Annotated in this window: 19 protein-coding genes; 10 read left to right on the forward strand and 9 right to left on the reverse strand. The window is 71.8% G+C overall.

Annotated elements, in window-relative coordinates; genetic code table 11:
- Positions 1-51: 51 nt before the first annotated feature.
- Positions 52-1,542 carry a GAF domain-containing protein gene (locus HUO13_RS24420; RefSeq protein ID WP_211897399.1) on the reverse strand — a complete coding sequence of 497 codons (1,491 nt, stop codon included), beginning with the start codon at positions 1,540-1,542 and terminating at the stop codon, positions 52-54.
- A gap of 234 nt (positions 1,543-1,776) precedes the next feature.
- Here HUO13_RS24420 and exaC point away from each other — a divergent pair, with 234 nt between their 5' ends.
- The 3 genes from exaC (at position 1,777) to HUO13_RS24435 (ending at position 5,487) form a co-directional block, all read left to right on the forward strand.
- Positions 1,777-3,300, forward strand: a complete 1,524-nt coding sequence (exaC, locus tag HUO13_RS24425) for an acetaldehyde dehydrogenase ExaC (protein ID WP_211897400.1) — start codon at positions 1,777-1,779, stop codon at positions 3,298-3,300.
- The gene (locus HUO13_RS24430; protein WP_211897401.1) at positions 3,300-3,689 is read left to right on the forward strand and encodes a DUF779 domain-containing protein; all 390 of its coding nucleotides are present in this window, start codon (positions 3,300-3,302) and stop codon (positions 3,687-3,689) included. The genes exaC and HUO13_RS24430 overlap by 1 nt, the downstream gene beginning before the upstream one ends.
- A gap of 229 nt (positions 3,690-3,918) precedes the next feature.
- Complete coding sequence (locus HUO13_RS24435; protein WP_211897402.1) at positions 3,919-5,487, forward strand: LCP family protein; 1,569 nt, start codon at positions 3,919-3,921, stop codon at positions 5,485-5,487.
- A 97-nt stretch (positions 5,488-5,584) separates the two neighbouring features.
- On the opposite strand, the gene HUO13_RS24440 is transcribed toward HUO13_RS24435, so the two are convergent.
- From HUO13_RS24440 to HUO13_RS24450, 3 genes are all read right to left on the reverse strand, one after another.
- Positions 5,585-5,848: a GlsB/YeaQ/YmgE family stress response membrane protein gene (locus HUO13_RS24440; protein ID WP_211897403.1), complete on the reverse strand. Its 264-nt coding sequence runs from the start codon at positions 5,846-5,848 to the stop codon at positions 5,585-5,587.
- A 300-nt stretch (positions 5,849-6,148) separates the two neighbouring features.
- Positions 6,149-7,150 (reverse strand): isopenicillin N synthase family dioxygenase, encoded by a 1,002-nt coding sequence (locus tag HUO13_RS24445; RefSeq protein WP_211897404.1) that lies wholly within the window; start codon positions 7,148-7,150, stop codon positions 6,149-6,151.
- 47 nt (positions 7,151-7,197) lie between these two features.
- Positions 7,198-8,700, reverse strand: a complete 1,503-nt coding sequence (locus HUO13_RS24450) for an MFS transporter (protein ID WP_211897405.1) — start codon at positions 8,698-8,700, stop codon at positions 7,198-7,200.
- 289 nt (positions 8,701-8,989) lie between these two features.
- On the opposite strand from HUO13_RS24450, the gene HUO13_RS24455 reads away from it, so the two are divergent.
- The 7 genes from HUO13_RS24455 to HUO13_RS24485 all read left to right on the forward strand — a co-directional run bounded on the left by HUO13_RS24455 (position 8,990) and on the right by HUO13_RS24485 (position 15,927).
- Entirely contained in the window at positions 8,990-10,114 is a 1,125-nt protein-coding gene (locus tag HUO13_RS24455; protein ID WP_211897406.1) for a carboxylate-amine ligase, read from the forward strand.
- Positions 10,115-10,507: 393 nt separating this feature from the next.
- Complete coding sequence (locus HUO13_RS24460) at positions 10,508-11,689, forward strand: Gfo/Idh/MocA family protein (protein WP_211897407.1); 1,182 nt, start codon at positions 10,508-10,510, stop codon at positions 11,687-11,689.
- Between the two features lie 38 nt (positions 11,690-11,727).
- Complete coding sequence (locus tag HUO13_RS24465; protein ID WP_211897408.1) at positions 11,728-12,726, forward strand: sugar phosphate isomerase/epimerase family protein; 999 nt, start codon at positions 11,728-11,730, stop codon at positions 12,724-12,726.
- Positions 12,727-12,775: 49 nt separating this feature from the next.
- Positions 12,776-13,177, forward strand: a complete 402-nt coding sequence (locus HUO13_RS24470; protein WP_211897409.1) for a VOC family protein — start codon at positions 12,776-12,778, stop codon at positions 13,175-13,177.
- Complete coding sequence (locus HUO13_RS24475; protein ID WP_211897410.1) at positions 13,174-14,031, forward strand: sugar phosphate isomerase/epimerase family protein; 858 nt, start codon at positions 13,174-13,176, stop codon at positions 14,029-14,031. The genes HUO13_RS24470 and HUO13_RS24475 overlap by 4 nt, the downstream gene beginning before the upstream one ends.
- 84 nt (positions 14,032-14,115) lie before the next feature.
- Entirely contained in the window at positions 14,116-15,537 is a 1,422-nt protein-coding gene (locus HUO13_RS24480; protein ID WP_211897411.1) for a sugar porter family MFS transporter, read from the forward strand.
- A 27-nt stretch (positions 15,538-15,564) separates the two neighbouring features.
- Positions 15,565-15,927: a universal stress protein gene (locus tag HUO13_RS24485; protein ID WP_211897412.1), complete on the forward strand. Its 363-nt coding sequence runs from the start codon at positions 15,565-15,567 to the stop codon at positions 15,925-15,927.
- Positions 15,928-16,007: 80 nt separating this feature from the next.
- On the opposite strand, the gene HUO13_RS24490 is transcribed toward HUO13_RS24485, so the two are convergent.
- The 5 genes from HUO13_RS24490 to HUO13_RS24510 form a co-directional block, all read right to left on the reverse strand.
- On the reverse strand, positions 16,008-16,493 hold the full coding sequence (locus HUO13_RS24490; RefSeq protein WP_211897413.1) for a DUF1772 domain-containing protein: 486 nt from the start codon (positions 16,491-16,493) through the stop codon (positions 16,008-16,010).
- 160 nt (positions 16,494-16,653) lie between these two features.
- Positions 16,654-17,421, reverse strand: coding sequence for a VOC family protein (locus tag HUO13_RS24495; RefSeq protein WP_211897414.1), 768 nt, complete (start codon positions 17,419-17,421; stop codon positions 16,654-16,656).
- Between the two features lie 233 nt (positions 17,422-17,654).
- A complete protein-coding gene (locus HUO13_RS24500) occupies positions 17,655-20,387 on the reverse strand; it encodes a helix-turn-helix transcriptional regulator (RefSeq protein WP_249124006.1) in 2,733 nt (910 codons plus the stop codon).
- A 41-nt stretch (positions 20,388-20,428) separates the two neighbouring features.
- Entirely contained in the window at positions 20,429-21,523 is a 1,095-nt protein-coding gene (locus HUO13_RS24505; protein WP_211897416.1) for a flavodoxin family protein, read from the reverse strand.
- Positions 21,520-22,275 carry a class I SAM-dependent methyltransferase gene (locus tag HUO13_RS24510; RefSeq protein ID WP_211897417.1) on the reverse strand — a complete coding sequence of 252 codons (756 nt, stop codon included), beginning with the start codon at positions 22,273-22,275 and terminating at the stop codon, positions 21,520-21,522. Before HUO13_RS24510 ends, HUO13_RS24505 begins: the two co-directional genes overlap by 4 nt.
- Positions 22,276-22,303: the final 28 nt, after the last annotated feature.

The following is a 22,303-nucleotide window of genomic DNA, read 5'->3' on the forward strand; positions in this document are numbered from 1 at the left end:
GCGGGCGAAGCGGTGGCCGCACCGCCGTGGAGCGAGCGCGGACGCGCCGCTCTACGCCTCGTCTTCCAGCAACCGGCGCAGGCGGGCTTGCACCGCCGTCCGCCGCGGGCTGTCACGCGGCAGCAGGTCTCGCACCTTCTCCAGCACTTCCAGATCGTCGCGACCGGCCTCGCTCTCGGCGAATCGCCAGAGCTGCTCCGGATCGCCCGCTCCGAGCAGTGCCGTTCGCAACGCGGCAAGCAGTTCCTCACGCTCGTCGCGGATCGCGGGCGACTCCGAGCGCGGCAGCAGCGGTCCGGTGTGGCAGTCCAGCGCCGTCCCCGCGTCCCCGCGCCGAAGTGCCCGCCGGGCGAGCTCCACATCGGTGTCGAGCTCCGCGTCGATGCGGTAGGGCCGGGTCTTCACCACGTCGTGGCCCAGGATGGCGCGGATGCGGTGGATCTCGACCCGGACCGTCGTCGGGTTCCCCTGTTCACCGTGCAGCAGGAGCGCGAGCCGTTCGGCGGTGAGCCCGCCCGGGCGCAGGGCGAGCAGCGCCAGGATCTCGGCATGGCGCAGGCTCAGATCGTGCGCCGAACCGTCCACTGTGGCCGTCGGGGTGGCATCGCCGAGCAGCGTCAGCGACAACCGCGGCCGACGCGGAACCCGCGCCCCGCCCTGCCGCACGCGCAGCAGGTAACCCTCGGGCAGCGGCTCGACCTCGGCCGCCTCGCCACCGTCGAGCACGACGTGACCGCCTGCGCCGTCGACCGCGACACGCTGGCCGGGGACGAGCGGCGAACCCGGTGCGGTCGCGACGATCCGCCCGCTGGGGCCGAGCAGCGCCCCCGCACCCCGCAGCCGGGCGAGGTGGTGGGCGTTGCGCTCCAGGAAGACGTCGTCGCGGGCGTTCATCCGCAGCCGCAGCTCGCTCTCCACCAGCCGGGCGCTGGTGACGACCAGGGCGAGCAACGCCGGGTGCATGGTGTGCAGCGGTCCGCTCAGGTCGATGGACCCGAGCAGCCGGCCGGTCTCCGGGTCGCGCACCGGGCACGCCGCGCACGTCCACGAGTGGTACGTGCGCACGAGGTGCTCCGCGGAGTGGATCTGCACCGGCGCACCGGTGGCCAGCGTCGTGCCCATGGCGTTGGTGCCGATCGCGCTCTCCGCCCAGCGCGTGCCCTCGGCCAGCCGCACGCGGTCGGCGTCGCGGCAGACCCGCGGATCTCCCTGCCGCCACAGGATGTTCCCGTCGGCGTCGGTGACGATCATGATGTGCGTCGAGCCGTCCGCCGCCTCCAGCAACGTCCGGCGCAGCAGCGGAATCCACGCCGCCAGCGGATGGGCGTCGCGGACGTCGCCGAGCTGGTGGGAGTCGAACGACACCGGCGGCTCCCAGCCGTCGGGGTCGATCCGCGCCTCCAGCGACCGTCGCCACGACTCGACGACGACGGGACGCGGTTGGTGCGGTGCCCGGTCTCCGGCGAACACCGCGGCGTGCACCCGCTCGAGCAGGTGCGCCCGCTCGAGCGGGTCTGCCGGGGCGTCGTTGCTGTCGTTCATGGGCAGCGGCACAAGACCTGTTCCAGGTTGCATCCGAGGCGGCGACGGCGAATCCGGCGCCGATCGGGTCATCTTGGTGGGTGACGCGGGCAACGGGCAAGCCGCACTGCTCCGAGCGTGTCAACCCTCCGCCGACGCGCCGGCGCAACGTCGATGCAACGTCGGTTCCCCTAGCTTGCGCCGTCACCGGACCAACGAGGGTCCGGGTCACCGCGGTTCGCACGGGAGGCGACGATGGCTCTGTACGAAGCTCCGGGTACGGCGGGTTCGGTCGTGGAGTACCGCTCACGCTACGACCACTTCATCGGCGGCGAGTACGTGGCCCCGGCCGGGGGCGAGTACTTCGAGAACCCCACCCCGGTCACCGGCAAGACCTTCACCGAGATCGCCCGCGGCACCGCCGCCGACGTCGAGCGCGCGCTGGACGCCGCCGAAGGCGCCGCGCCGGCGTGGGGCCGCACCTCGGCGGCGGAGCGGGCAGGGGTCCTGCTGCGCATCGCCGACCGGATGGAGCACAACCTCGAAAAGCTCGCGGTCGCCGAGAGCTGGGAGAACGGCAAGCCGGTGCGCGAGACGCTGGCCGCCGACCTGCCGCTGGCCATCGACCACTTCCGCTACTTCGCCGGTGCTCTGCGCGCCCAGGAGGGCTCGATCTCCCAGATCGACGAGGACACCGTGGCCTACCACTTCCACGAGCCGCTGGGCGTGGTCGCCCAGATCATCCCGTGGAACTTCCCGATCCTGATGGCCACCTGGAAGCTCGCGCCCGCGCTGGCCGCGGGCAACGCCGTGGTCCTCAAGCCCGCCGAGCAGACCCCCGCCTCGATCCACGTGCTGCTCGACCTCATCGCCGACCTGCTGCCCGCGGGCGTGCTCAACGTGGTCAACGGCTTCGGCGTGGAGGCGGGCAAGCCGCTGGCCTCCAGCCCCCGGGTGCGCAAGGTCGCCTTCACCGGCGAGACGACCACCGGCAGGCTGATCCTGCAGTACGCCAGCCAGAACATCATCCCGGTCACCGTCGAGCTCGGCGGCAAGAGCCCGAACATCTTCTTCGACGACGTCGCCGCCCAGAAGGACTCCTTCTACGACAAGGCACTGGAAGGGTTCACCATGTTCGCCCTCAACCAGGGCGAGGTCTGCACCTGCCCGTCGCGGGCGCTGATCCAGTCCGGCATCTACGACGGGTTCCTGTCCGACGCCGTCGCGCGCACCGAGCGGATCAGGCAGGGCAACCCGCTGGACACCGAGACCCAGATCGGCGCGCAGGCCAGCAACGACCAGCTCGAGAAGATCCTGTCCTACATCGACATCGGCAGACAGGAGGGCGCCGAGGTCCTCACCGGCGGCCACCGCGTCGAGCTCGACGGCGACCTGGCGGGCGGCTACTACGTCGCGCCGACCATCTTCCAGGGACACAACAAGCAGCGCATCTTCCAGGAAGAGATCTTCGGCCCCGTCGTCTCGGTCGCGAAGTTCGACGACTACACCGACGCGCTCAAGACCGCCAACGACACCCTCTACGGCCTCGGCGCCGGCGTGTGGTCCCGCGACGCGAGCACCGCCTACCGGGCCGGACGCGACATCCAGGCGGGCCGGGTGTGGGTCAACAACTACCACGCCTACCCCGCCCACGCCGCCTTCGGCGGCTACAAGCAGTCCGGCATCGGCCGCGAGACCCACAAGATGATGCTCGACCACTACCAGCAAACCAAGAACATGCTGGTGAGCTACTCCGACAACGCGATGGGGTTCTTCTGATGGACCTGCCCGGCAGGGTGTCGGTCACCGCGGAGGCGTCGGAGCAGATCCGCCGCCTCCGCGGCAGGCACGGCCCGGTGATGTTCCACCAGTCCGGCGGGTGCTGCGACGGCAGCGCGCCCATGTGCTACCCGGCCGGGGAGTTCCAGACCGCGGACGCCGACGTCCGCCTCGGCGATCTGGACGTGGACGGCGAAGCGGTCCCGGTGTGGATGTCGCGGTCGCAGTTCGAGTACTGGAAGCACACCCACCTCACCATCGACCTCGTACCGGGCCGGGGCAGCGGCTTCTCCCTCGAAGCCCCCGACGGTGTTCGCTTCCTCGTCCGCTCCCGCCTGCTCACCGACGAGGAGTGCGAGGCGCTGGACCAGCCGCCGGCGAACCGCTGAGGAGCACGAGCCGGTCCGGAGGTTTTCGGGTAGGGCGGTTCCTCCAGCAACACGTCACCGTCCGGGACCGGCCGGGTGTGCTCATGGGGACGACGGTACGACTCGAACGGGGTACTGCCGTTGTGATCGGCGACGGACGGCGCGGAACGCCTCGCCTGGACGGGTTGTTCTCCGCCGCGGCGGGTCCGAGGCCCGGCCCCGCCGCCGGTTGCACGGGATACTCGCCGAGGTGACTCGAGGAAGTCCCGCGGCCGGTGGTGACGTTCCCGCACCGCAGCAGCGCGCAACGAAGCGACGCCGTCCCGGCAGGACGAAACGGTCCGCCCGGCCGGGTTCACGCGCCTGCACCCGCGGCTCGCGGAGTCGCCCCCGCTGGCGCAGGTGGGCCCGGACGGCGACGGCGCTGGCCTCGGGCATCGTCCTCGTGCTCACCGGCTACGCGTGGGTGAGCCTCGACCGCCTCCAGGGCGGCCTGTCCACCAGCGACGTGACCGCGGCCGCCGAGGACGGGGCGCTGGACATCCTGCTGGTCGGACTGGACGGCCGCACCGACGCCCACGGCAACCCGCTGCCGGAGGAGCTCCTGCGCGAGCTGCGCACGGGCGATACCGACTCCAGCCTCACCGACACGCTGGTCCTGCTGCACATCCCGGCCGACCGGTCGCGGACGGTGGCCTACTCGCTGCCGCGCGACTCCTACGTCGCGATTCCCGACGGCCATGGCAACCACAAGATCAACTCCGCTTACGGCCGGGCCAAGACGGCCGCCCACGCCCAGCTCCGGGCGCAGGGCGTCGCGGACCCGGTGGAGCTGGAACGGCGGTCGTCGGACGCGGGCCGCAAGCTGCTGGTGCGCACGGTGGAGAAGCTGACCGGGGTCGGCGTCGACCACTACGCCGAGGTGAACCTGCTCGGCTTCTACCAGCTCACCCGCGCGATCGGCGGCGTGGAGGTGTGCCTGAACGCGCCCGTGAAAGACCCGTACTCCGGCGCGCGCTTCCCCGCCGGACGCCAGCTCATCTCCGGCGGGGACGCGCTGGCCTTCGTCCGGCAGCGGCACGGCCTGCCTCGCGGCGACCTCGACCGCGTCCAGCGGCAGCAGGCGTTCATGGCCGGGCTGGCCCGCTCGGTGCTGTCGACCGGGACACTGGCCAACCCCGCCAGGCTCAACGCCCTGTTCGACGCCGTCGAGCAGTCCGTCGTGCTCGACCAGGGCTGGGACGTGTTCGCCTTCGCCGAGCAGATGCGGGGCCTGGCGGGCGGCGACATCACCTTCGCCACCATCCCGGTCGAGGACCCCGATTACGACACGCCGAACGACGGTCAGGCCGTGCGGGTCGACCCGCGCCGGGTGCGCACGGCCATCCAGCGCGCCGACGACGGGTTGCCCGCCGAACCTGCTCGTCCGGCCGAGCTGCAGCGCAGCGCGGTGGAGGTCTTCAACGGCACCCGCGTCGGCGGCCTGGCCACACGCGTGCAGGACGTGCTGAGCGCCGCCGCCATCCCGGTCCGCGACGCCGACAACACCCGCCGTGCGCGCACCTCGCTCGTACTCCACGGAGCGGGCGGTGCCGAGGTGGCCCACTACGTCGCCGGACACCTGGGCGGCCTGCCCGTGCGGCTCGACTCCTCGTTGCGCGAACGTCGAATCCGCGTGCTGCTCGGCGACGACTACAGAGGACCGGGCGCAGGCGGCTTCGCCCCCGCACCACTGGTCCACCTGGACGGCGAGCCGCATCGCACCGCGACGGCGGGCGAGGAGCCGATCAACGCCGACGAGATCCCCTGCGTCAACTAGGACTATTCAGAGGTGGCTCGCGTAGTGGGTCGCCTGGCGGAACCTCAGCCGCCTTCCCGTTCCGGGATCTCCGACTGAGGTATGTCCGCTCCGGCTTTCAGCCGCGCCGGGCGCCGAAGAGCAGCCGGTAGCCGATGAGCAGGATCAGCGAGCCCAGGATCGCCAGACCCCAGGTGCGGGCGTCGAAGAACTTGCCCAGCTCGACGTGGAAGAGGGTCTTGCCGACCCAGCCGCCCACGAACGCGCCCGCGATGCCGAGCAGGATGGTGATGATGCAGCCGCCCGGGTCCTTGCCCGGCATGAGCAGCTTGGCGATGGCTCCCGCGATCAGTCCCAGCACGATCCAGCTGACGATTCCCATCGGTTCCTCCTCGTTTCGCTCGACCACGCGTCCGCGGCCGGTCGTGACCGGCGCGCAGCCCCCGGCCGGAGCATTCCAGACGGGTGAATGCCGGGTCGATCTCACCCTCGCCCGGGTGATGTCGGTCTCACGGCTGCCCGGCCGGGCGCGCTCCGGACCCGCGCGGCGACCTCCGCCCGCAGTTCGCGGATCTCGGCCAGAAGAGACGCGTGCGCGGAGCGGTCCTCGCCGTGGTGCTTGCGGTGCTCCCGGCGACGGCCGCCCGTCGTTGCGGGCCGGGCGGCCGTCGCACGGGCCGCGCTACGAGCCCGCGGCGAACAGCTTGCGCGTCTTGTCCGCCATCCAGTGGCCTGCGACGACGGCGTCGGGCCGCTGCCGGTCGCCGGTGGCCTCCGGTGGTGACAGCGGCTCCACCACGGCGTCGTGGTTGGGCTGGAAGAAGAACGGGATCGACAGGCGCGAGGAGGTGTCCCCGCGTTCGGGGTTGACCACCCGGTGCACGGTCGACACCCACCGCCCGCCGGTCCACAGCGCGAGCAGGTCACCGATGTTCACCACGAAGCTGCCGGGGATCGCTCGGACGTCGCGCCACTCGTCCGCACCGCGCAGGACCTGGAGACCGCCCAGGTCGTCCTGCTGGTGCAGGACGGTCAGCCCACCGAAGTCGGTGTGGGCGCCCCGGCGCAGCTGCCCGGGCAACGGCGCCTCGACCTGCGGGTAGTAGTGGTTGGCCACGAGCGAGGACACGTGCCGGTCGAACTTGTCGTCGAAGAAGTCCTCGTCGAGTCCGAGCGCGAGGGCGCACAGCCGCATGAGGTCGCAGGAGAGTGCTCCCAGCTCCGACATGTACTCCTGCCAGGTGGCCTCGAACCCGGCCGGGACCCGGGGCCAGCGGTTCGCCAGCTTCCACGTCGCCCAGTAGTCGCCGAGCGCCTCGCGTTCCCGGTCGCCCAGCTCTCCGGTGACGTGCGCGGCGAAGGACTCGCACAGGTCGGGCGGGCTCCTGTGGTCGAGGCTCTGCGCGGTGGTGCCGCCGGACCTGCGGAATCCGGAGAACCCGGGCAGGGCGGCGGCCCTGTCCTTCTCGGCGTCGGGCAGCGCGAAGAACCCGGTGGTGACCTCGTGCATCCGGTCGACCAGCTCCGGTGCGACGCCGTGGCCGACGATGACGAAGAATCCCGAGTTACGGCACGCCTGTCCGATCGCCGCCGCCAGCGCGCGGCGCCCGGGATCGCTGTCCCTGGCGGAGATGTCGATGACGGGCACGTACCCGTCGACGTCGGTGACCGGTTGGTGGTTCACGGTTGCCTCCGTTGCGAATGTTGACTGGCCGGGCGAAATCGCTGTGTTCACAGCGGGTTCGAGGGGACGGGTGCGGGCTTGTCTCGCTGTTGGCGTCGTGCGCGCTGACCGCCGAGCAGCGCCGCGGTGAGGCAGGCGGCGACCAGGAGGATGGCGGCAGCGACCGTCAACGCCGTGGTGTAGCCGCTGACGGTGGCCGCGGCGGGCAGGGCGTGCCGGTCGGAGGCCAGGTGAGCCGCGGTCGCACCGGCCGCCAGGGTGTTGAGCAGTGCGGTGCCGAGGGCGGCACCGAGCTGCTGCGCGGCGTTGTATGCGGCCGAAGCGGCTCCGACGTCGTGTCCCGCCATGCCCGCGGTGGCGAGGCTCGCGGTCGGGGGCATGACGCAGCCCAGGCCGAGCCCGGTGAGCACGAGCGCGGGCAGCAGGTACCCGGCGAGGACGTGCGTCGTGTCCGCCGTCAGCCGGGTCAGGACCAGCATCCCGGCCGCCGCGGCCAGCAACCCCGGCACGACCAGCACCGCCGGTGCGACCCGGCCGTGCAGCTTCCCGGCGATGAGCGTCGAGCCGGCCAGTGCGGCGAGTGCGTTGACGATCAACGCCAGTCCGGCCTGGACCGGGGAGTAGCCGAGCACCGTCTGGGTGTAGTAGCTCATGAACAGGTAGAAGCCGAACATCGCCACGAACATCGAGGTGATCGCGACGAACGCACCCGCGCGGCGCCGGTGCAGCAACACGCGCATCGGCAGCAGCGGATGGGCCGCGCGCACCTCGACCGCGACGAATGCGGCCAGCAGCACCACCCCGGCTCCCAGCAGGGCAAGCACCTCGGTCGCGCCCCACCCGAGCGGTTCGGCCCGGTTGAACGCGTACACCACCGCGGCGAAGCCGGCCAGGCTCAGCAGCGCACCCGCGACATCCAGCCGTCCCGGCGCGGCGAGCACCCGGTCCCGCGGAACCAGCGCCACACCGAGCGCGGCGAGCAGCGCGACGGGCACGTTGACGTACAGGCACCAGCGCCAACTCGCGTACTCGGTGAGCAGCCCTCCCGCGATCAGGCCGACCGCCGAGCCCGCCGCACCGACCGCCGCGAACACCCCGAACGCCCGGCCCCGCTCGCCGGGACCGGTGAAGGTGGTCGTCAGCAGCGACAGCCCGGCCGGTGCCAGCACCGCGGCGAACACACCCTGCAGGGCCCGCGCCCCGAACAGCACCAGCTCGTGCACCGCCCCGCCGCCCAGCGCCGACGCGGCGGCGAAGCCGACCAGTCCGACCAGGAACGCGCGCCGGTGACCGAGCGCGCCGCTGAGTCTGCCGCCGACCAGCAGCAACCCGCCGAATCCCAGCGCGTAGGCGGTGATCGCCCATTGCCGGTGCCCGTCGGACATGCCCAGCGCCTGCTGCGCGGACGGCAGTGCGATGTTCACGATCGTCCCGTCGAGCACGACGAGGAGCTGCGCCGCGCTCACGACCGCCAGCGTCCACCAGCGCCGCCCGGAATTCCGGCCGCCGGACAGCGCCGCCGGCCGCGTCCTGTTCTCTCCAACATCCATGGACTCCAGTGTTTCGTTGAAATCGCCCCGGAAACTTCTCGCCGGCACGGCCCGTGGACCAGCACCGGACGGCCGGCCACCCTCAACCCGCGCTTGAACCGTCCCGGAAGGACACGCCGCCCTCACGGCTCGTCGCGAAAGATCACCATTCGGCGCGCGGAACCGGGAAACTCACACCCCCGCATCGACCCGGCCGTTTAGCGCCTGATGCGCGCGGGTATGTGTCGGGCACTCCCTGCGGATTCGCTTGGGGGCCACGTTCGACCGCGAGTCCCACGGGGTGCGCGCTGTGCTGGATCTGACCCTCGGCGTCGAGGAGGAGTTCCTGCTCCTCGATCCCGGCACGCTCGAGCCGGCGGCCGCCGCAGCCAGGCTGCGGGGCGACACCGGCCGGGGCGAGGTGCACCGCGAGCTGGCACCCGCGCAGATCGAGTCCGCCACCGAGGTGTGCCGCACCCTGGAGGAACTGCACCGGGCCCTGAGCGGGCTGCGCCGGGAGCTGGCCGCGGACGCGGCCGAGCAGGGCTGCCGCCTCGCCTCCGTCGCCGTCCCGCCGCTGGGGTCCGCCGGGCCGCCGCCGGTGACCGACAGCCCCAGGTACCGGCGGATGTACGAGACCTACGGCTCGATCATCGAGGACCAGAGCGTGTGCGGCTGCCACGTGCACGTCGGCGCTCTCGACCTCGAAACCGCGCTGGTCGCCGGCAACCACCTGCGCCCGTGGCTGCCCGCACTGCTGCTGCTCACCACCAACTCGCCGTTCTTCCGGGGCTGCGACACCGGTTACGCGAGCTGGCGGACGACGCTGTGGTCGCGGTGGCCCGCCGCGGGCCCGCCGCCGGTGCTCACCTCCGCCCGGCACTACCACTACGTCGTGGACTGCCTGCTCGCTTCCGGCGCGGTGCTGGACTCGGGAATGCTCTACTGGTACGCGAGGCCCTCGCATCGCGTACCGACGCTGGAAGTCCGGGTGGCCGACGCCGCGGCGACCGTGGACGAGGCGGTGCTGCTGGCGGGCCTCGTGCGCGGTCTGGTCGGTGTGGCGCTGTCCGACCGCCCGGAGCCGGTGCGGCCGGTGGAGGACTCCGTACTGCGCGCCGCCTGCTGGTGCTCGGCGCACCACGGCCTGGAGGGCTTCTCGCTGGATGTCGGCACCGGCAGGCTCGTCCCGTCGTGGCGCCTGGTCGACGACCTCGTCGAGCACGTGCGCCCGGTGCTGGAGCGGTACGGGGATCTCGACGCGGTGCACGCGTTGTTGGGGAAGCTGCGCCGGAACGGCAGCGCGGCACACCGCCAGCGCGAGGTGTTCCGGCGGCACCGCGACATCGGCGAAGTGGTGGAGCACGTGCTCGTGGAGACCGTTCCCGACGAGAACGCGACCCTGCCGGGACGTTCGATCAGCCCGTCCGCGTAGTGCCCTCTCAGAGCCTGTCTTCAGCGAAGCCGAAAGATCCCGGAGCCAGAGGGCGCCTACGGTTCCGCCACCGGAGCCGCCCCGCAAGATGATTTCGAAGACCGGCACTCAAGCCGGTGCTCGCCGCCGGGCGTCCGGCCACGTTGACCTGCGATTTTGGCCTTGTTCGTGCCTGCGGCAGCACCGCCGCCCAAGCTATGTCTTGACATACGGACCATGGCTGCCTAGTGTCTCCCATCACAGGTTACCGGAACGTTCCGGTAACTGATCTAAACGCACCGACGTCCGCCGCTCATGCCACGAGCAGGCCCGGCGCGGGCGTTCGCACACTCCCCACAAGGTCTTCCCGGCGATGACCACGCGCCGGGCCACCGAGCAGAAGGACCCGCACCAATGTCGAAGCAGCCACTGTCCGTCGCGGTCATCGGCGCAGGTATGGCCGGGCGCAGCCACGCGGCGGGCTACCGGCAGGTCAACACCGTCTTCGGTGAGGGACTGCCGCCGATCCGGCTGGCCGCGATCGCCGACGCCAACACCGAGCTGGCCGAGGACGCCGCGCGCCGCTACGGCTACGAGAAGGCGGTCTCCAGCTGGGAGGAGATCGTCGACGACCCGTCCATCGACGCGGTGAGCATCGTCGTCGGCAACGCGCTGCACCGGCCGATCGCCGAGGCGCTGATCCGCGCCGGCAAGCACGTGCTGTGCGAGAAGCCGCTGGCGGGCTCGCCGGCCGACGCCGAGGCCATGGTGGCCGCCGAACGGACGGCCGAGGTCGTGACCGCGGTCGGCTACACCTTCCGGCGGTCCCCGGCCATCGCCGCGATCCGCGACCACGTCCAGAGCGGCGAGCTGGGCGACATGACGCTGTTCAACGGCCGCTACTGGGCCGACTACGCCTGCGATCCCCGAGGCTCGCTGAGCTGGCGCTTCAAGGGCGGCCCCGGCAGCGGGGCCCTCGGGGACGTCGGCGCCCACATCATCGACGCGGGCGAGTACGTCTGCGGCCCGATCAAGTCGGTCGCGGGCGCGGAGCTGTCCACCCAGATCCCCAAGCGGCCGCTGCCGCTGGGCGCGGTCGTCGGGCACGGCACCGCCCCGGTCAGCGACGAGGTGGGCGAGGTCGAGAACGAGGACACCGCCGTGTTCACCGCGCGGTTCGAGTCCGGGCTCACCGGCTCGTTCTCGGTGTCCCGCACGGCTTTCGGCATGCCCAACGGGCTGGCCTTCGACGCCTACGGGCTCTCCGGCCGCGCGTCCTTCGACTGGCACCGGCCCGCCGAGTACCTCTTCGACGACACCCAGCCCGAGGCCCGCACCCGCGGTGCCCGCCAGGTCATCGCCGGGCCCCAGCTGCCGTACTTCGCGGGCGGCTACCCGATGCAGGCGCCGGGCAACGGCGGCGGCAACGCCGAGATGTTCGTCTACCAGTGCCGCGCGTTCCTCGACCAGGTCGCGGGCACCCCCGAGCCGCAGCCGGAGTGCGCGTCCTTCGCCGACGCCCTGCACACCATGAACGTGATCCAGGCCATCGTCGCCTCCGCCCAGTCCGGCGGCGCGTCCGTCGACGTGGCCTGAGCCCTTTTCTCCCGCGACCGCAAAGGATTCCGACAGCGATGCCACTCAAGCTCGGCGCCTACACCGCCTGCCTGCACGACCGGCCCCTCGAGGACGCCCTGGACTTCCTCAAGGCCAACGGACTGACCTCGGTCGAGGTCAACACCGGCGGGTTCATCCCCGCCCCGCACTGCCCGGTGGACCTCCTGCTCTCCTCGGAGAAGGCGCGGGCCGACTACCTGGAGGCGTTCGCCTCGCGGGGCATGGAGCTCACCGGCCTGAACTGCAACGGCAACCCGCTCAACCCGCTGCCCGGCGTGGGCCCGAAGCACGCCGCCGACGTGCGCCGCACCATCGAGCTCGCCGGCCTGCTCGGGGTCCGCAACGTCGTGACCATGTCGGGCACTCCCGGCTCCGACCCCGACGCGAAGTACCCGTCATGGGTCGTCAACCCGTGGGACGGGGTCTACATGGACGTCCTGGACTACCAGTGGGACGTCGCGGCGGAGTTCTGGACCGAGACCGACGCCCTGGCCCGCGCCAACGACGTGCGGGTCGCGATCGAGATGCACCCGCACAACCTCGTGTTCTCCCCCGTCACGCTGGAGAAGCTGGTGGAGCTGACCGGCGCGACCAACCTCGGCGCCGAGATGGACCCCTCGCACCTGATGTGGCAGGGCATGGACGTCGTCGCCTGCATCCGGCGGCTCGGACCGCTGGTGTTCCACGCCGCGGCCAAGGACGCGACGCTGTGCAAGGGCGTGGACGTGCGCGGCGTGCTCGACACCTCCTTCGGGCGGGTTCCCGCCGACGCTCCCGGCAGGACGCCCACCGGCATCGGCTTCTGGGGCAACTCCTGGCCCACCGACCCGGCCTGGAAGTTCGTCGCCGTCGGCATCGGCCACGACACGGCCTACTGGACCGAGTTCCTCGCCGCGCTCGCCGAGATCGACCCGGACATGGCGGTCAACATCGAGCACGAGGACGCCGCCTACTCCCAGACCGAAGGGCTGGCCCTGGCGGCCAAGAACCTGCGCGAGGCCGCCGCGAACCTCTGAGCCGCCCGCCGGCGCGGGCCAGCACATACCACTGTGGACGGTGCAACCGATGAACCCGCTGGAAATCCACCACGTCTCGCTGATGGTGCGCGACCTCGACGACGCGCTCGAGTTCTACACCGGCGCGCTGGGCATGCGGCCGCGAACCGACCGGCCGACCTCCGGCGTGCGCGGGGCGTGGCTGGACCTCGGCGCACACCAGGTCCACCTGATCGAGGGCACGCCGCCACCGGCCGTCGGGCAGCACTTCGCGGTGCGGGTCGACGACCTCGAGGCCGCGCGGCGGCGGCTGCTCGACCGCGGGACCGACGTCAGCGAGGCGGTCGCCGTCGGAAGTGCGCGCCAGGCGTTCCTGCAGGACCCTTCGGGCAACCACATCGAGTTGCACGAGCCTGCGCCGGCACGCGGCCCCCAGCCGAACACCGCCTCCGGACAGGAGAAGACCCCGTGAAAATCGCGCTCGACCCGCACATGTTCCGGTTCACCCCGCTGCTCGAGCTGCCACGGCTGGTGGCCGAGCTCGGATTCGAGTGGATCGAGCTGTCCCCGCGCAACGACGTCCTGCCGTTCTTCAACCACCCCCGCATCGACGACGCCACCGTGCGCCGGTTCCGCGCGGAGCTCGACGCCGCGGGCGTCGGCATCGCCTCGGTGCTGCCGCTGTACCGCTGGTCCGGGCCGGACGAGGACGACCGGCAGGCCGCGGTGCGCTACTGGAAGCGGGCCATACAGATCACCGCCGACCTCGGTGTAGACGTCATGGTCTCGGAGTTCAACGGCCGCCCGGAGGCCCCAGGGCGCAGCGAGGGCCAGTTCTGGAGGTCGATGGAGGAGCTGCTGCCGATCTTCGAGCGCGAGGGCATCACGCTCAAGCTCGAGCCCCACCCGGACGACTTCATCGAGGACGGCCACGCCGCCGTCGACATGGTGCGCGGCATCAACTCCCCCAACGTGCAGTTCCTCTACTGCACACCGCACACCTTCCACATGGGCGACGACGCGCCGGGCATCATCCGGCACGCCGGCGACCTGCTCACCCACGTCCACCTGGCCGACACCTTCAACCACACCGCGTCCTCCGGGCTGCGCTACATCGTCAACCCGCCGGGCTCGCCCGCCCGCATCCACCAGCACCTCGACATCGGTCAGGGCGAGGTCGACTGGGACGAGTTCTTCAGCAGCCTCAAGGAAGGCGGCTTCGACGGGATCCTGGTCTCCTGCGTCTTCGCCTGGGAGGACCGCGCCCGCGAGTCCACTCTGGACATGCGCGACAAGATCGACGAATACCTGCGGAAGTACTGGTGAGTCCGAGGCGGGCGACGATCCGGCGCCCGCCACCGCCCTCGACGAACAACCCCACAACACCCCCAATGACGGAGGTTTGTGCTGATGAGCAGCAACCCGACCACACCCCTGCACACACCGCTGCCAGCTGATCATCCCGGTCCGCACTCCAGGCGCCTGGGATTGGTGGCTTTCGTCGCCACCTTCGGCGGGTTGCTGTTCGGCTACGACACCGGCGTCATCAACGGCGCGGTGGACCCGATGAAGTCCGACCTGGGGCTCACGGCGGTCACCGAGGGCTTCGTGGTGAGCATCCTGATCTTCGGGGCCGCGCTGGGCGCCGCGGTCGGCGGGAAGCTCGCCGACCGCTACGGCCGCAGGCACAACATCCTGATGCTCGCCGTGATCTTCATCGTCGGGACGATCGGTTGCGCGCTGGCGCCGGTCTGGCCCGTGCTGGCGCTGTTCCGGTTCGTCCTGGGCCTCGCCGTCGGCGGTGCGTCGGCCACCGTTCCGGTCTACCTGGCCGAAGTGGCGCCGACCGAGAGGCGCGGCAGCCTGGTCACGCGCAACGAGGTCATGATCGTGACGGGGCAGTTCGCGGCCTTCGTCGTCAACGCGATCATCATGAACGTGTGGGGCCAGCACGAGTCGGTGTGGCGCTACATGCTCGTCGTCGCGGTCCTGCCCGCGATCGCGCTGCTGATCGGGATGTTGCGGATGCCGGAGAGCCCGCGGTGGCTGTCCTCCCAGGACCGCGACGACGAGGCGCTGGCGGTGCTCAAGCAGGTGCGTTCCCCCGAGCGCGCGGAGGCCGAGATGGCCGAGGTGCACGCGCTGGTGCGGGAGGAGCAGCAGGCGCAGACCGGCGGCTGGGCCGACCTGGCGGTGCCGTGGATCCGCAGGCTGGTCATCATCGGCGCGGTGCTCGGGATCTTCCAGCAGCTGACCGGGATCAACTCGATCATGTACTACGGGACCCAGCTGCTGAAGGACTCCGGATTCTCCAGCAACGGCGCGATCATCGCCAACACCGCAAACGGCCTGTTCAGCGTCCTGGGCGTCACCGTGGGCATCATGCTGATCAACAAGATCAACCGGCGCACCATGCTCATCGGCGGGTTCACGCTGATCTCCCTGTTCCACGTCCTGGTCGGGGCCTCGGCGATGTTCCTGCCCGACGGCATGGCGGCCAAGCCCTACATCATCCTGGTCTTCGTGGTGGCCTTCGTGTTCTCGATGCAGGGCACCCTCGGGCCGCTGGTGTGGCTGATGCTCTCCGAGATGTTCCCGCTCAAGATCCGCAGCTTCGCCATGGGACTGAGCGTGTTCGTGCTGTGGCTGGCCAACGCCGGCGTCACCTTCGGCTTCCCCCCGGCCATGGCCGCCGTGGGCATCGCTCCGACGTTCTTCGTCTTCGCCGTCATCGGGGTGCTGGGCATCGTCTTCGTCGCCACCATGGTGCCGGAAACCCGCGGCAAGACCCTCGAGGAGTTCGAGGACGAGATCCGGCTCCAGCACTCCTGACCACCCCGACACATGGAGGTCACAGGTATGTCGATCATGGTTGCCGTTCCCGACAGCGTGGAAGGCCGCGCGGCCCTGGACGCCGCCATCGCCGAGGCACGACGCCTCGACACCGAGCTGGTCGTGGTCAACCTCGCGCTGACCGACCTCGCGGCACCGGAGTTCCCGCCGGGGCTGGAAGTCACGGTCCTCGACCGCGAGGGGCGCCCCGACCGCGACCCGGCCGATGCGGTGCTCGACGAGATCGAGACCCGGTCCGTCGAACGGCTCGTCATCGGGATCCGTCGCCGCTCACCGGTGGGCAAGGCACTGCTGGGAAGCATCAGCCAGCGCCTGCTGCTCGACTCGCCGGTTCCGGTGCTCGCGATCAAACCCTCCGAAGCCGAGTAGCCGACCCGCGTTGCCGAACCGCCCGGCGCTGCCCCGTCAGCGCCGGGCGGCTCTGCTGCGACCCCCGACGGGTCAGGTGGTCAGGACACGACGGCGAGCACGGTGGCCAGGCAGCCGAGCGCGGCCGTCGACGTCACGGCACGCACCAGGTTCCAGCGCACCCACCGCCGCTCGAAGCGGTTGCGCACCGCCGCGGGGTCGGCGAGATCCGACGGGTCACCGGCGGCGTCGAGCTGGTTGTTCAACGGCACGTTGACCGCGAAGGTGATCGCCAGCATCGCGCCGTACAGCAGCAGCGCGGCCAGGACGAGGATCGCGACCGGACCTTCGCCGAGGTGCAGCACCGCGGCCAGCGCGGTCAGCACGAACGCACCGACGAAAGCGGCCGCGAACCACCCGTTGAGAATCGCCCTGTTGATGCGCTGCATGACGTCGACGAACGTCCGGGCGTCCGTGCCGCGCAGCGCGGGCATCACCGAACACGCGAACGCGTAGAACAACCCGGCGATGAGCCCGGTCGTGATCGTGGCGGCGATCAGCGCCACCGGCGCCAACCACTCCGGCATCGGTGCCTCCATGACGTGGTCGCAAGGCGGCGGGCGCGCCGCACGGCGGCCACCCGTGGTCCGCATCGCTCATCGTGCCGGACCGCAGAGACGCGTGCACCGGATTTCGGCACCGGCAGCGCGACCCCCCACGGGTGGCGCTGCCGAAGCCGGGACGGAGTCAGCTCTTCTTCGGCGAGCCCACCTGGAACCGGGTGCCGAACGGGTCGGTGATGTCGACGAGCCGCCCGTAGATCATGTCCGTGGGTTCGCTCGCGCTCCCGCCCGCTTCGGCGGCGTGCCGCGCCGCCGCGTCGGCGTCGTCGACCTGGAACAGGGTGCCCCAGCGGGGGGTCTCGGCGCCGGGATCACCGAGGACACCGCCGATCTCGTGGCCGTCGGGCCGTTGCAGGAACGTGAAGTCAAGGTCGGGCAGGTCTGGGTTGCGGACCACCGAGTAGCCGAACACCGATGCGTAGAACTCGCGCGCGACGTCGGGTTTGGCGGTGACGAGGTCGTTGCGCAGCAACGCGTTCGGCTCGTTGACGATCTGGCTGCCGACGTGCGCTCCCGCCTGCCACAGCCCGAACTGCCCGCCCGACGGGTCTTTGACGATCGCCATCCGCCCGTACTGCATCACGTCCGTCGGAGGGGTCGGCAGCGAGCCGCCCGCGCTCTCGGCCCTGACGGCGGTGGCGTCGCAGTCGTCGGTCGCGAAGTAGACGTTCCACCAGAAGTCCGTGGCGGCGGGATCGGGGTTCGGCATGATCGCCGCCACCGGCAACCCGCGCAGCAGGCACATGGTGTAGCGCCCCGTCTCCTCCGGCCCCACTTCGAACTCCCAGCCGAACAGCGCGCCGTAGAAGGTCATCGCGCGGTCGAGGTCCGGGATGCCGAGGTCGATCCAGGTCGGTGTACCCGCGGGTTGGGCAGTGGTCAGCTCGGTCATCGCTCCCCCAGCTCTTGGTCGTCCAGCCGCGACGGTAACCGCGGGGTCCGACAGCGGCACGTCGATCGCCACCCGGCGGAGTCACGACCCGCCACGGGAACAGGGGCTCACCCACCGGGTTGGTCAGGGTGGACCGAGGTGACGGCCCAGACCGGCTACGTTTCCGGGCCGGCCCGGAAACGTAGCCGGAGACCGAGGACAAACCGGTGTTCGACACCGCCACGGGCACGGGATCAACCCGCCCCCACCGCGGCCGGGCCTTCTGCCTCCTCTTGCGCCAGTCCCGCCAGGACCGCGCCGTCCAGGGCGAAGCGGCCGGGGATGTCGAGTTTCTGGTACACGCGGCTGAGATGGGTCTCCACCGTGCGCCGCGACACGTACAGCGCCTCGGCGATCTGGCGGTTGCTCCGGCCTTCGGCCGCCATCGCGGCGACGCGGATCTCCGCGGCGGTGAGCGCTTCGACGCCGATCTCGGTGACCCGGCGCAGCCGTCCACCCGAGGTGACCAGCTCCCGCGTCGCCCGATCGGCCAGGACCGTCGCTCCGCAGCGCTCAGCCAGCGCCAGCGCGGCGCGCAGCCGGGAGCGGGACTCCTTCCAGCGGCCCAGTTCCCGCAACAGCACACCGAGGTCGCACAGCGAGTGGGCGCAGGCCACCCGGGCGCTCGACGCGGCGAGCACCTCCACCGACTCGGTCAGCCTCGCCTCCCGCTCGGCCCCGGAGCCCACGGCGGCCGAAGCGCGCAGCGCGTGGCCGATCTCCTCCGGCGCGCCCCACTTCCTCGCCTGGTCCAGCTCGATGCCGGCCAGCGCCACGGCCTCGGCGTGCCCGCCGTCCCGGGCAACGACCAGCGCGAGCTCCGATCGCCACCGCGCCGCGGTCGGGTTGTGCGGACCGGACCGTCCCATGCGCCGGCCGCATTCGCGCAGGTCCGCCAGTCCCGCCTCCCGGTCCCCGAGTTCGGTGCGCAGCCTGCCGCGCTGTACCAGCAGTCCGTGGAAGGCCACGCGGTCGGGGATCGGGCCGTTCATGCCCGAGCGGTCCAGCCATCGCTGCGCCTCGGCGGCTTCTCCCGCTTCCAGCAGCGCGCCCGTCAACGCACCCATCGCGATCCCGAGTTCGAGAGGGTGCCCCACCGGGTGGCGGGCCAGCAGAGTGGTCAGCGCCGCTGCGGCGTCTTGTCGGCATTCATCGAGATCCCCGGCGCGGTAGGCGATCTCGGCACGGACCGCCAGCGCCGACGCCTCCACGAGCACCGCACCGCGCGCACGGGCCTCGTCCACCGTCCGCAGGCACGCCCGCAACGCGGAGTCCGTCTCACCTGCGCGTGCCAGCAGCAGCAACGGCACCGCCAGCGTCGCGACATGGTTCTGCGGCTCGTGTTCGATCGCGCGCTCGGCAAGACGGGCCGACTCGCCGCGGTCGTGCCCGCGCCAGTACCGGTGCAGCGCCGCGTTCACCAGCGCTCCGCGCCCCGCCAGCGAGCCACCCGGCCCCCGTGCACCCTCCACAGCGGAGATGCCGCCCGGCGTTGGCACAGCACCTGCGAGCGTCGTGAACAGCCGGAGTTCCTCGCGCAGCACGCCGGCACTGCGCACATCGGACGGTTCGGCTTCGGCGACCCCGTCCTGCAGTACGCGCCGCGCCGCGCCGATGTCGCCGGACAGGAACAGCGAGTTGGCCAGCGCGTTGCGGATCTCGGCGCGTTCACGCGGCGACGCGCAGTACCACAACGCCTCGGACAGGTATCCGGGCGCGGCGTCGGGTCGCGCACCGAGCGCCAGTTTCCCCAGCTCGCACAGGATGTCGGCGCGGCACTGCCCGGTGCACTGCTCGAAGGCGTGCCGCAGGTACCAGTCGGCCTCGTCGCGCTCACCGCGCGCCACGGCGTTGACCGCGCACTCGTGCAGCACGCGGCACGCCCAGCAGGCCAATCCGTGCCGCTCGATCCGGAGCAGGTGGGCGGCGACCACCTCGGCGTCAGCCCCCTGCGCGTACAGCAGCTCGGCTGCGCGGGTGTGTCCTTCGTCCCGCGCCGCCGCGGACGTCCGCGCCAGCACCGCCGCACGCACGACCGGCGGGTCCAGCTCGTAACCCGCCCCGCCGCGGGTCAGGAACCGCTGCCGCAGGAGCCGGTCGAGGGTGTCGGCGACCCACAGGTCGTCGAGCCGGACGAACTGGGCCACCAGGTCGACCTCGGCGTGCGGTTGCAGCAACGCCACGGCGTCGACCACGGCCGTGGCCTCGGGTTCGAAGCCCGGCCCGCGCACCGGCAGCACGTCGGCGATCGCAGGTACCGCCGCGCTCCTGAGGTCGCCGACCGACGCGTCCACCGGCGCGACACCGCGAATCCTCAGCTCCTCCAACAACAATCGCAAGTAGAGTGGGTTTCCTCCGGTGTGGCGCAGACATTCCTCGGCGAAGCCGCGCCGGCACCGCTGCCCGAGCACGCGCGTGGCGGACTCGGCCACCGCCGCCCGGCTCAGCGGACGCAGCTCGGCACGCCGGCGGAACCGCGACACCGCTTCGCTGAAAGCGCCGGGATCGCGTCCGTAGTCGCCGTGCGCGGCGGTGGCCACGACCCCGACCGGGCCGTGGTCGAGCCTGGTCAGCAGGTGGCTCAAGCAGTGCAGGGACGCGGTGTCCAAGCGGTGCAGGTCGTCGGCCAGCACGACCAGCCGCCCGTCGCACGGTGGCTTCCCGGCCGGCCGATCGAACCACCGGTCGCACACCTCGACGTCCGTGCCGCGCTGCCGGCGAGGACCGGTGTCGCGCTCCTGGCTCGGCACCGGCAGGCGGACGACGTCGAGCCCGAGCCCGCGCGCCCGCTGCGCGGTGGCCTCCAGCAGGGTGGTCTTGCCCGCTCCGCGCACGCCCTCCAGCAGCAGGCTCGCCCGGCCACCCCGCCGGACCTCGTCGAGTACCGAGCTCACCACCGCCGGCGGCTCCGCACCAGAAACGAACATCGCCATTCCCTCCTCCGATGGGGAAACGACCGTCCGCCCCGTCACACCGCCTCGGAGCGGCCCAGCTGACCCGCCACCCGCACCAGCCTGCGCATGTGGTCGGCGGCCTCGGTGTGCGCGGCCGTCCAGCTCGCGGTGCTCGCTCCGCCCGCCAGGCTGGTGCCGTACGGGTTGCCCGCGCCGCCGAGCACCGGCTGGTCCGGCCGCCCGGAGGGCACGATGACCGCGCCGGCGTGCATGAGCGAGGTGTAGAGCGCCAGGACCCCCGCCTCCGCGCCGTCCTCTTCCGCGGTGGTCAGCACGAAGCCGGTCGCGGGCATCCCGGCGAGCGGGCCCTTCTTCCCGCTGCTGCTCCACTCCTGCAGCATCGCGACCACCCGCACGTCGGGCAGTCCCGCCCGCACCGTGGCGCCTACCGCGACGGCGTCGATGCCGGTGAGCCGGTCCGGGTCGCACGCGGCTTCGGTGTCGAGCCGGACCACCGACGCGCCGTCGGCGGCCACCGCCGTCGCCACCACGTCGGCGAGGCCGGCGAGGTCGGCGTCGACCGCGTCGGCGACCAGCGCGATCGCCGGGTGCCGCACTCGACGGACGCCGTTGAGGTCGGCCGCGACCGAGATCACCGACTCCACGAACGCGTCGACGGCGCCGACCACGGCGGGCTCGGGAGCCGCGGCCTGCAGGCTCACCGAAACCCCGTACGGGCTCAGCTCGTTGGACGGCGACCGGAAACCGGTGACGACCGTGGCGCCCCAGTGCAGCATGCTGCGCTGGATGGTCAGCACTGTGCTGTCCCGGCCGCCGCGCCTGCTGCGGGAGCTCGACATCGCGCCCACCACCAGCCGGCGCAGCTCGTTGCCGAGCCACAGCGGCGAGGTCGAGTCCAGGAACCGCTTGAAGGTCGCCGTCGGGCTCCCGAAGTGGGTGGGGCTGCCGAAGATCACCGCCTGCGCCCACCGCAGGTCCTCCAGCTCGGCCACGGGGATGCCCGCGTCACCGACGGCATCCCCGGGCAGCGCGGGCACCTGGCGCACCCTGACCTCGGCGCCCCGCCGCTCGGCGCTGCGCGCCGCCCACTCCGCCAGCCGCCGGTGGGTGCCTGTGCGGCTGTGGTAGACGACCAGCAGCCGGGTCACGCCGGCCCGTTCCGCAGCGGCCGCAGGACGCCCACGTAGTAGGCGAGCCCGTCGTCGCGGGGCACCTCGTGCACCGACTCCGCCACGAACCCGTGCGCCCGGCCCAGCTCGACCAGCTCGTCGCGGGTGAAGTCGCGGAACAGGCGGCTGGCCTCGTTGCGCATGAGCGCGCCCCGCTTGTCCTTCGCCGCGCCGAACACCGAGGTGACCAGGACGCCGCCGGCGCGCAGGACACCACGCATCGCGTCGAAGAACAGCCCGACGCGGTCGGGGTGCTGGTGGTGCATGCAGCCGTTGTCGAGCACCGCGTCGAAGGCGTCCTCCGCGAGCGCCCCGCGGTGGAACAGCTCCACCAGGTCGCCCTGCACGAAGCCGACCGCCGGGTGCTCGGCGGTGATCCGATCCCATTCCGCCGACCGGACGAGGTCCAGCCCCACGGAGCGCGCACCCATCTCCGCCATGCGCTCGACGTCGACTCCCACACCGCAGCCGACGTCGAGCACCGTCCGGTCGGCGACCTCGCCGCCCAGCGCCTCGACGACGAACCGGAGGGTCTCGCGCATCGCCTGCTCACGACTCCAGCCGTCGGCACCCCGGCGGTAGACGTCGGTGAAGTCGGCCAGCAGCGTCGAACCGTAGTCGTCGGCGGGCACCGGCGCCTCCGCGCTCAGGACCCGGACGTGCACGCCGGGTCCGACCGGTCTGCTCTCCGGCGGCTCCGCACCGGATGCGAGCTTCTCCCCTGTATCCACCGCTTCCTCCTCGTCTGTCGGACGTTCG

Origin of the sequence: Saccharopolyspora erythraea (genome assembly GCF_018141105.1) — a bacterium.
Classification (GTDB): Bacteria; Actinomycetota; Actinomycetes; order Mycobacteriales; family Pseudonocardiaceae; genus Saccharopolyspora_D; species Saccharopolyspora_D erythraea_A.

Bases quoted from the DNA above. Each gene is read 5' to 3' on its own strand.
- HUO13_RS24495 (WP_211897414.1), bottom strand. From the start codon at position 17,421: ATGACCGAGCTGACCACTGCCCAACCCGCGGGTACACCGACCTGGATC.
- HUO13_RS24480 (WP_211897411.1), top strand. From the start codon at position 14,116: ATGAGCAGCAACCCGACCACACCCCTGCACACACCGCTGCCAGCTGAT.
- HUO13_RS24500 (WP_249124006.1), bottom strand. From the start codon at position 20,387: ATGTTCGTTTCTGGTGCGGAGCCGCCGGCGGTGGTGAGCTCGGTACTC.
- HUO13_RS24430 (WP_211897401.1), top strand. From the start codon at position 3,300: ATGGACCTGCCCGGCAGGGTGTCGGTCACCGCGGAGGCGTCGGAGCAG.
- HUO13_RS24485 (WP_211897412.1), top strand. From the start codon at position 15,565: ATGTCGATCATGGTTGCCGTTCCCGACAGCGTGGAAGGCCGCGCGGCC.
- HUO13_RS24440 (WP_211897403.1), bottom strand. From the start codon at position 5,848: ATGGGAATCGTCAGCTGGATCGTGCTGGGACTGATCGCGGGAGCCATC.
- HUO13_RS24450 (WP_211897405.1), bottom strand. From the start codon at position 8,700: ATGGATGTTGGAGAGAACAGGACGCGGCCGGCGGCGCTGTCCGGCGGC.
- HUO13_RS24490 (WP_211897413.1), bottom strand. From the start codon at position 16,493: ATGCCGGAGTGGTTGGCGCCGGTGGCGCTGATCGCCGCCACGATCACG.
- HUO13_RS24420 (WP_211897399.1), bottom strand. From the start codon at position 1,542: ATGAACGACAGCAACGACGCCCCGGCAGACCCGCTCGAGCGGGCGCAC.
- HUO13_RS24460 (WP_211897407.1), top strand. From the start codon at position 10,508: ATGTCGAAGCAGCCACTGTCCGTCGCGGTCATCGGCGCAGGTATGGCC.
- HUO13_RS24470 (WP_211897409.1), top strand. From the start codon at position 12,776: ATGAACCCGCTGGAAATCCACCACGTCTCGCTGATGGTGCGCGACCTC.
- HUO13_RS24465 (WP_211897408.1), top strand. From the start codon at position 11,728: ATGCCACTCAAGCTCGGCGCCTACACCGCCTGCCTGCACGACCGGCCC.
- exaC (WP_211897400.1), top strand. From the start codon at position 1,777: ATGGCTCTGTACGAAGCTCCGGGTACGGCGGGTTCGGTCGTGGAGTAC.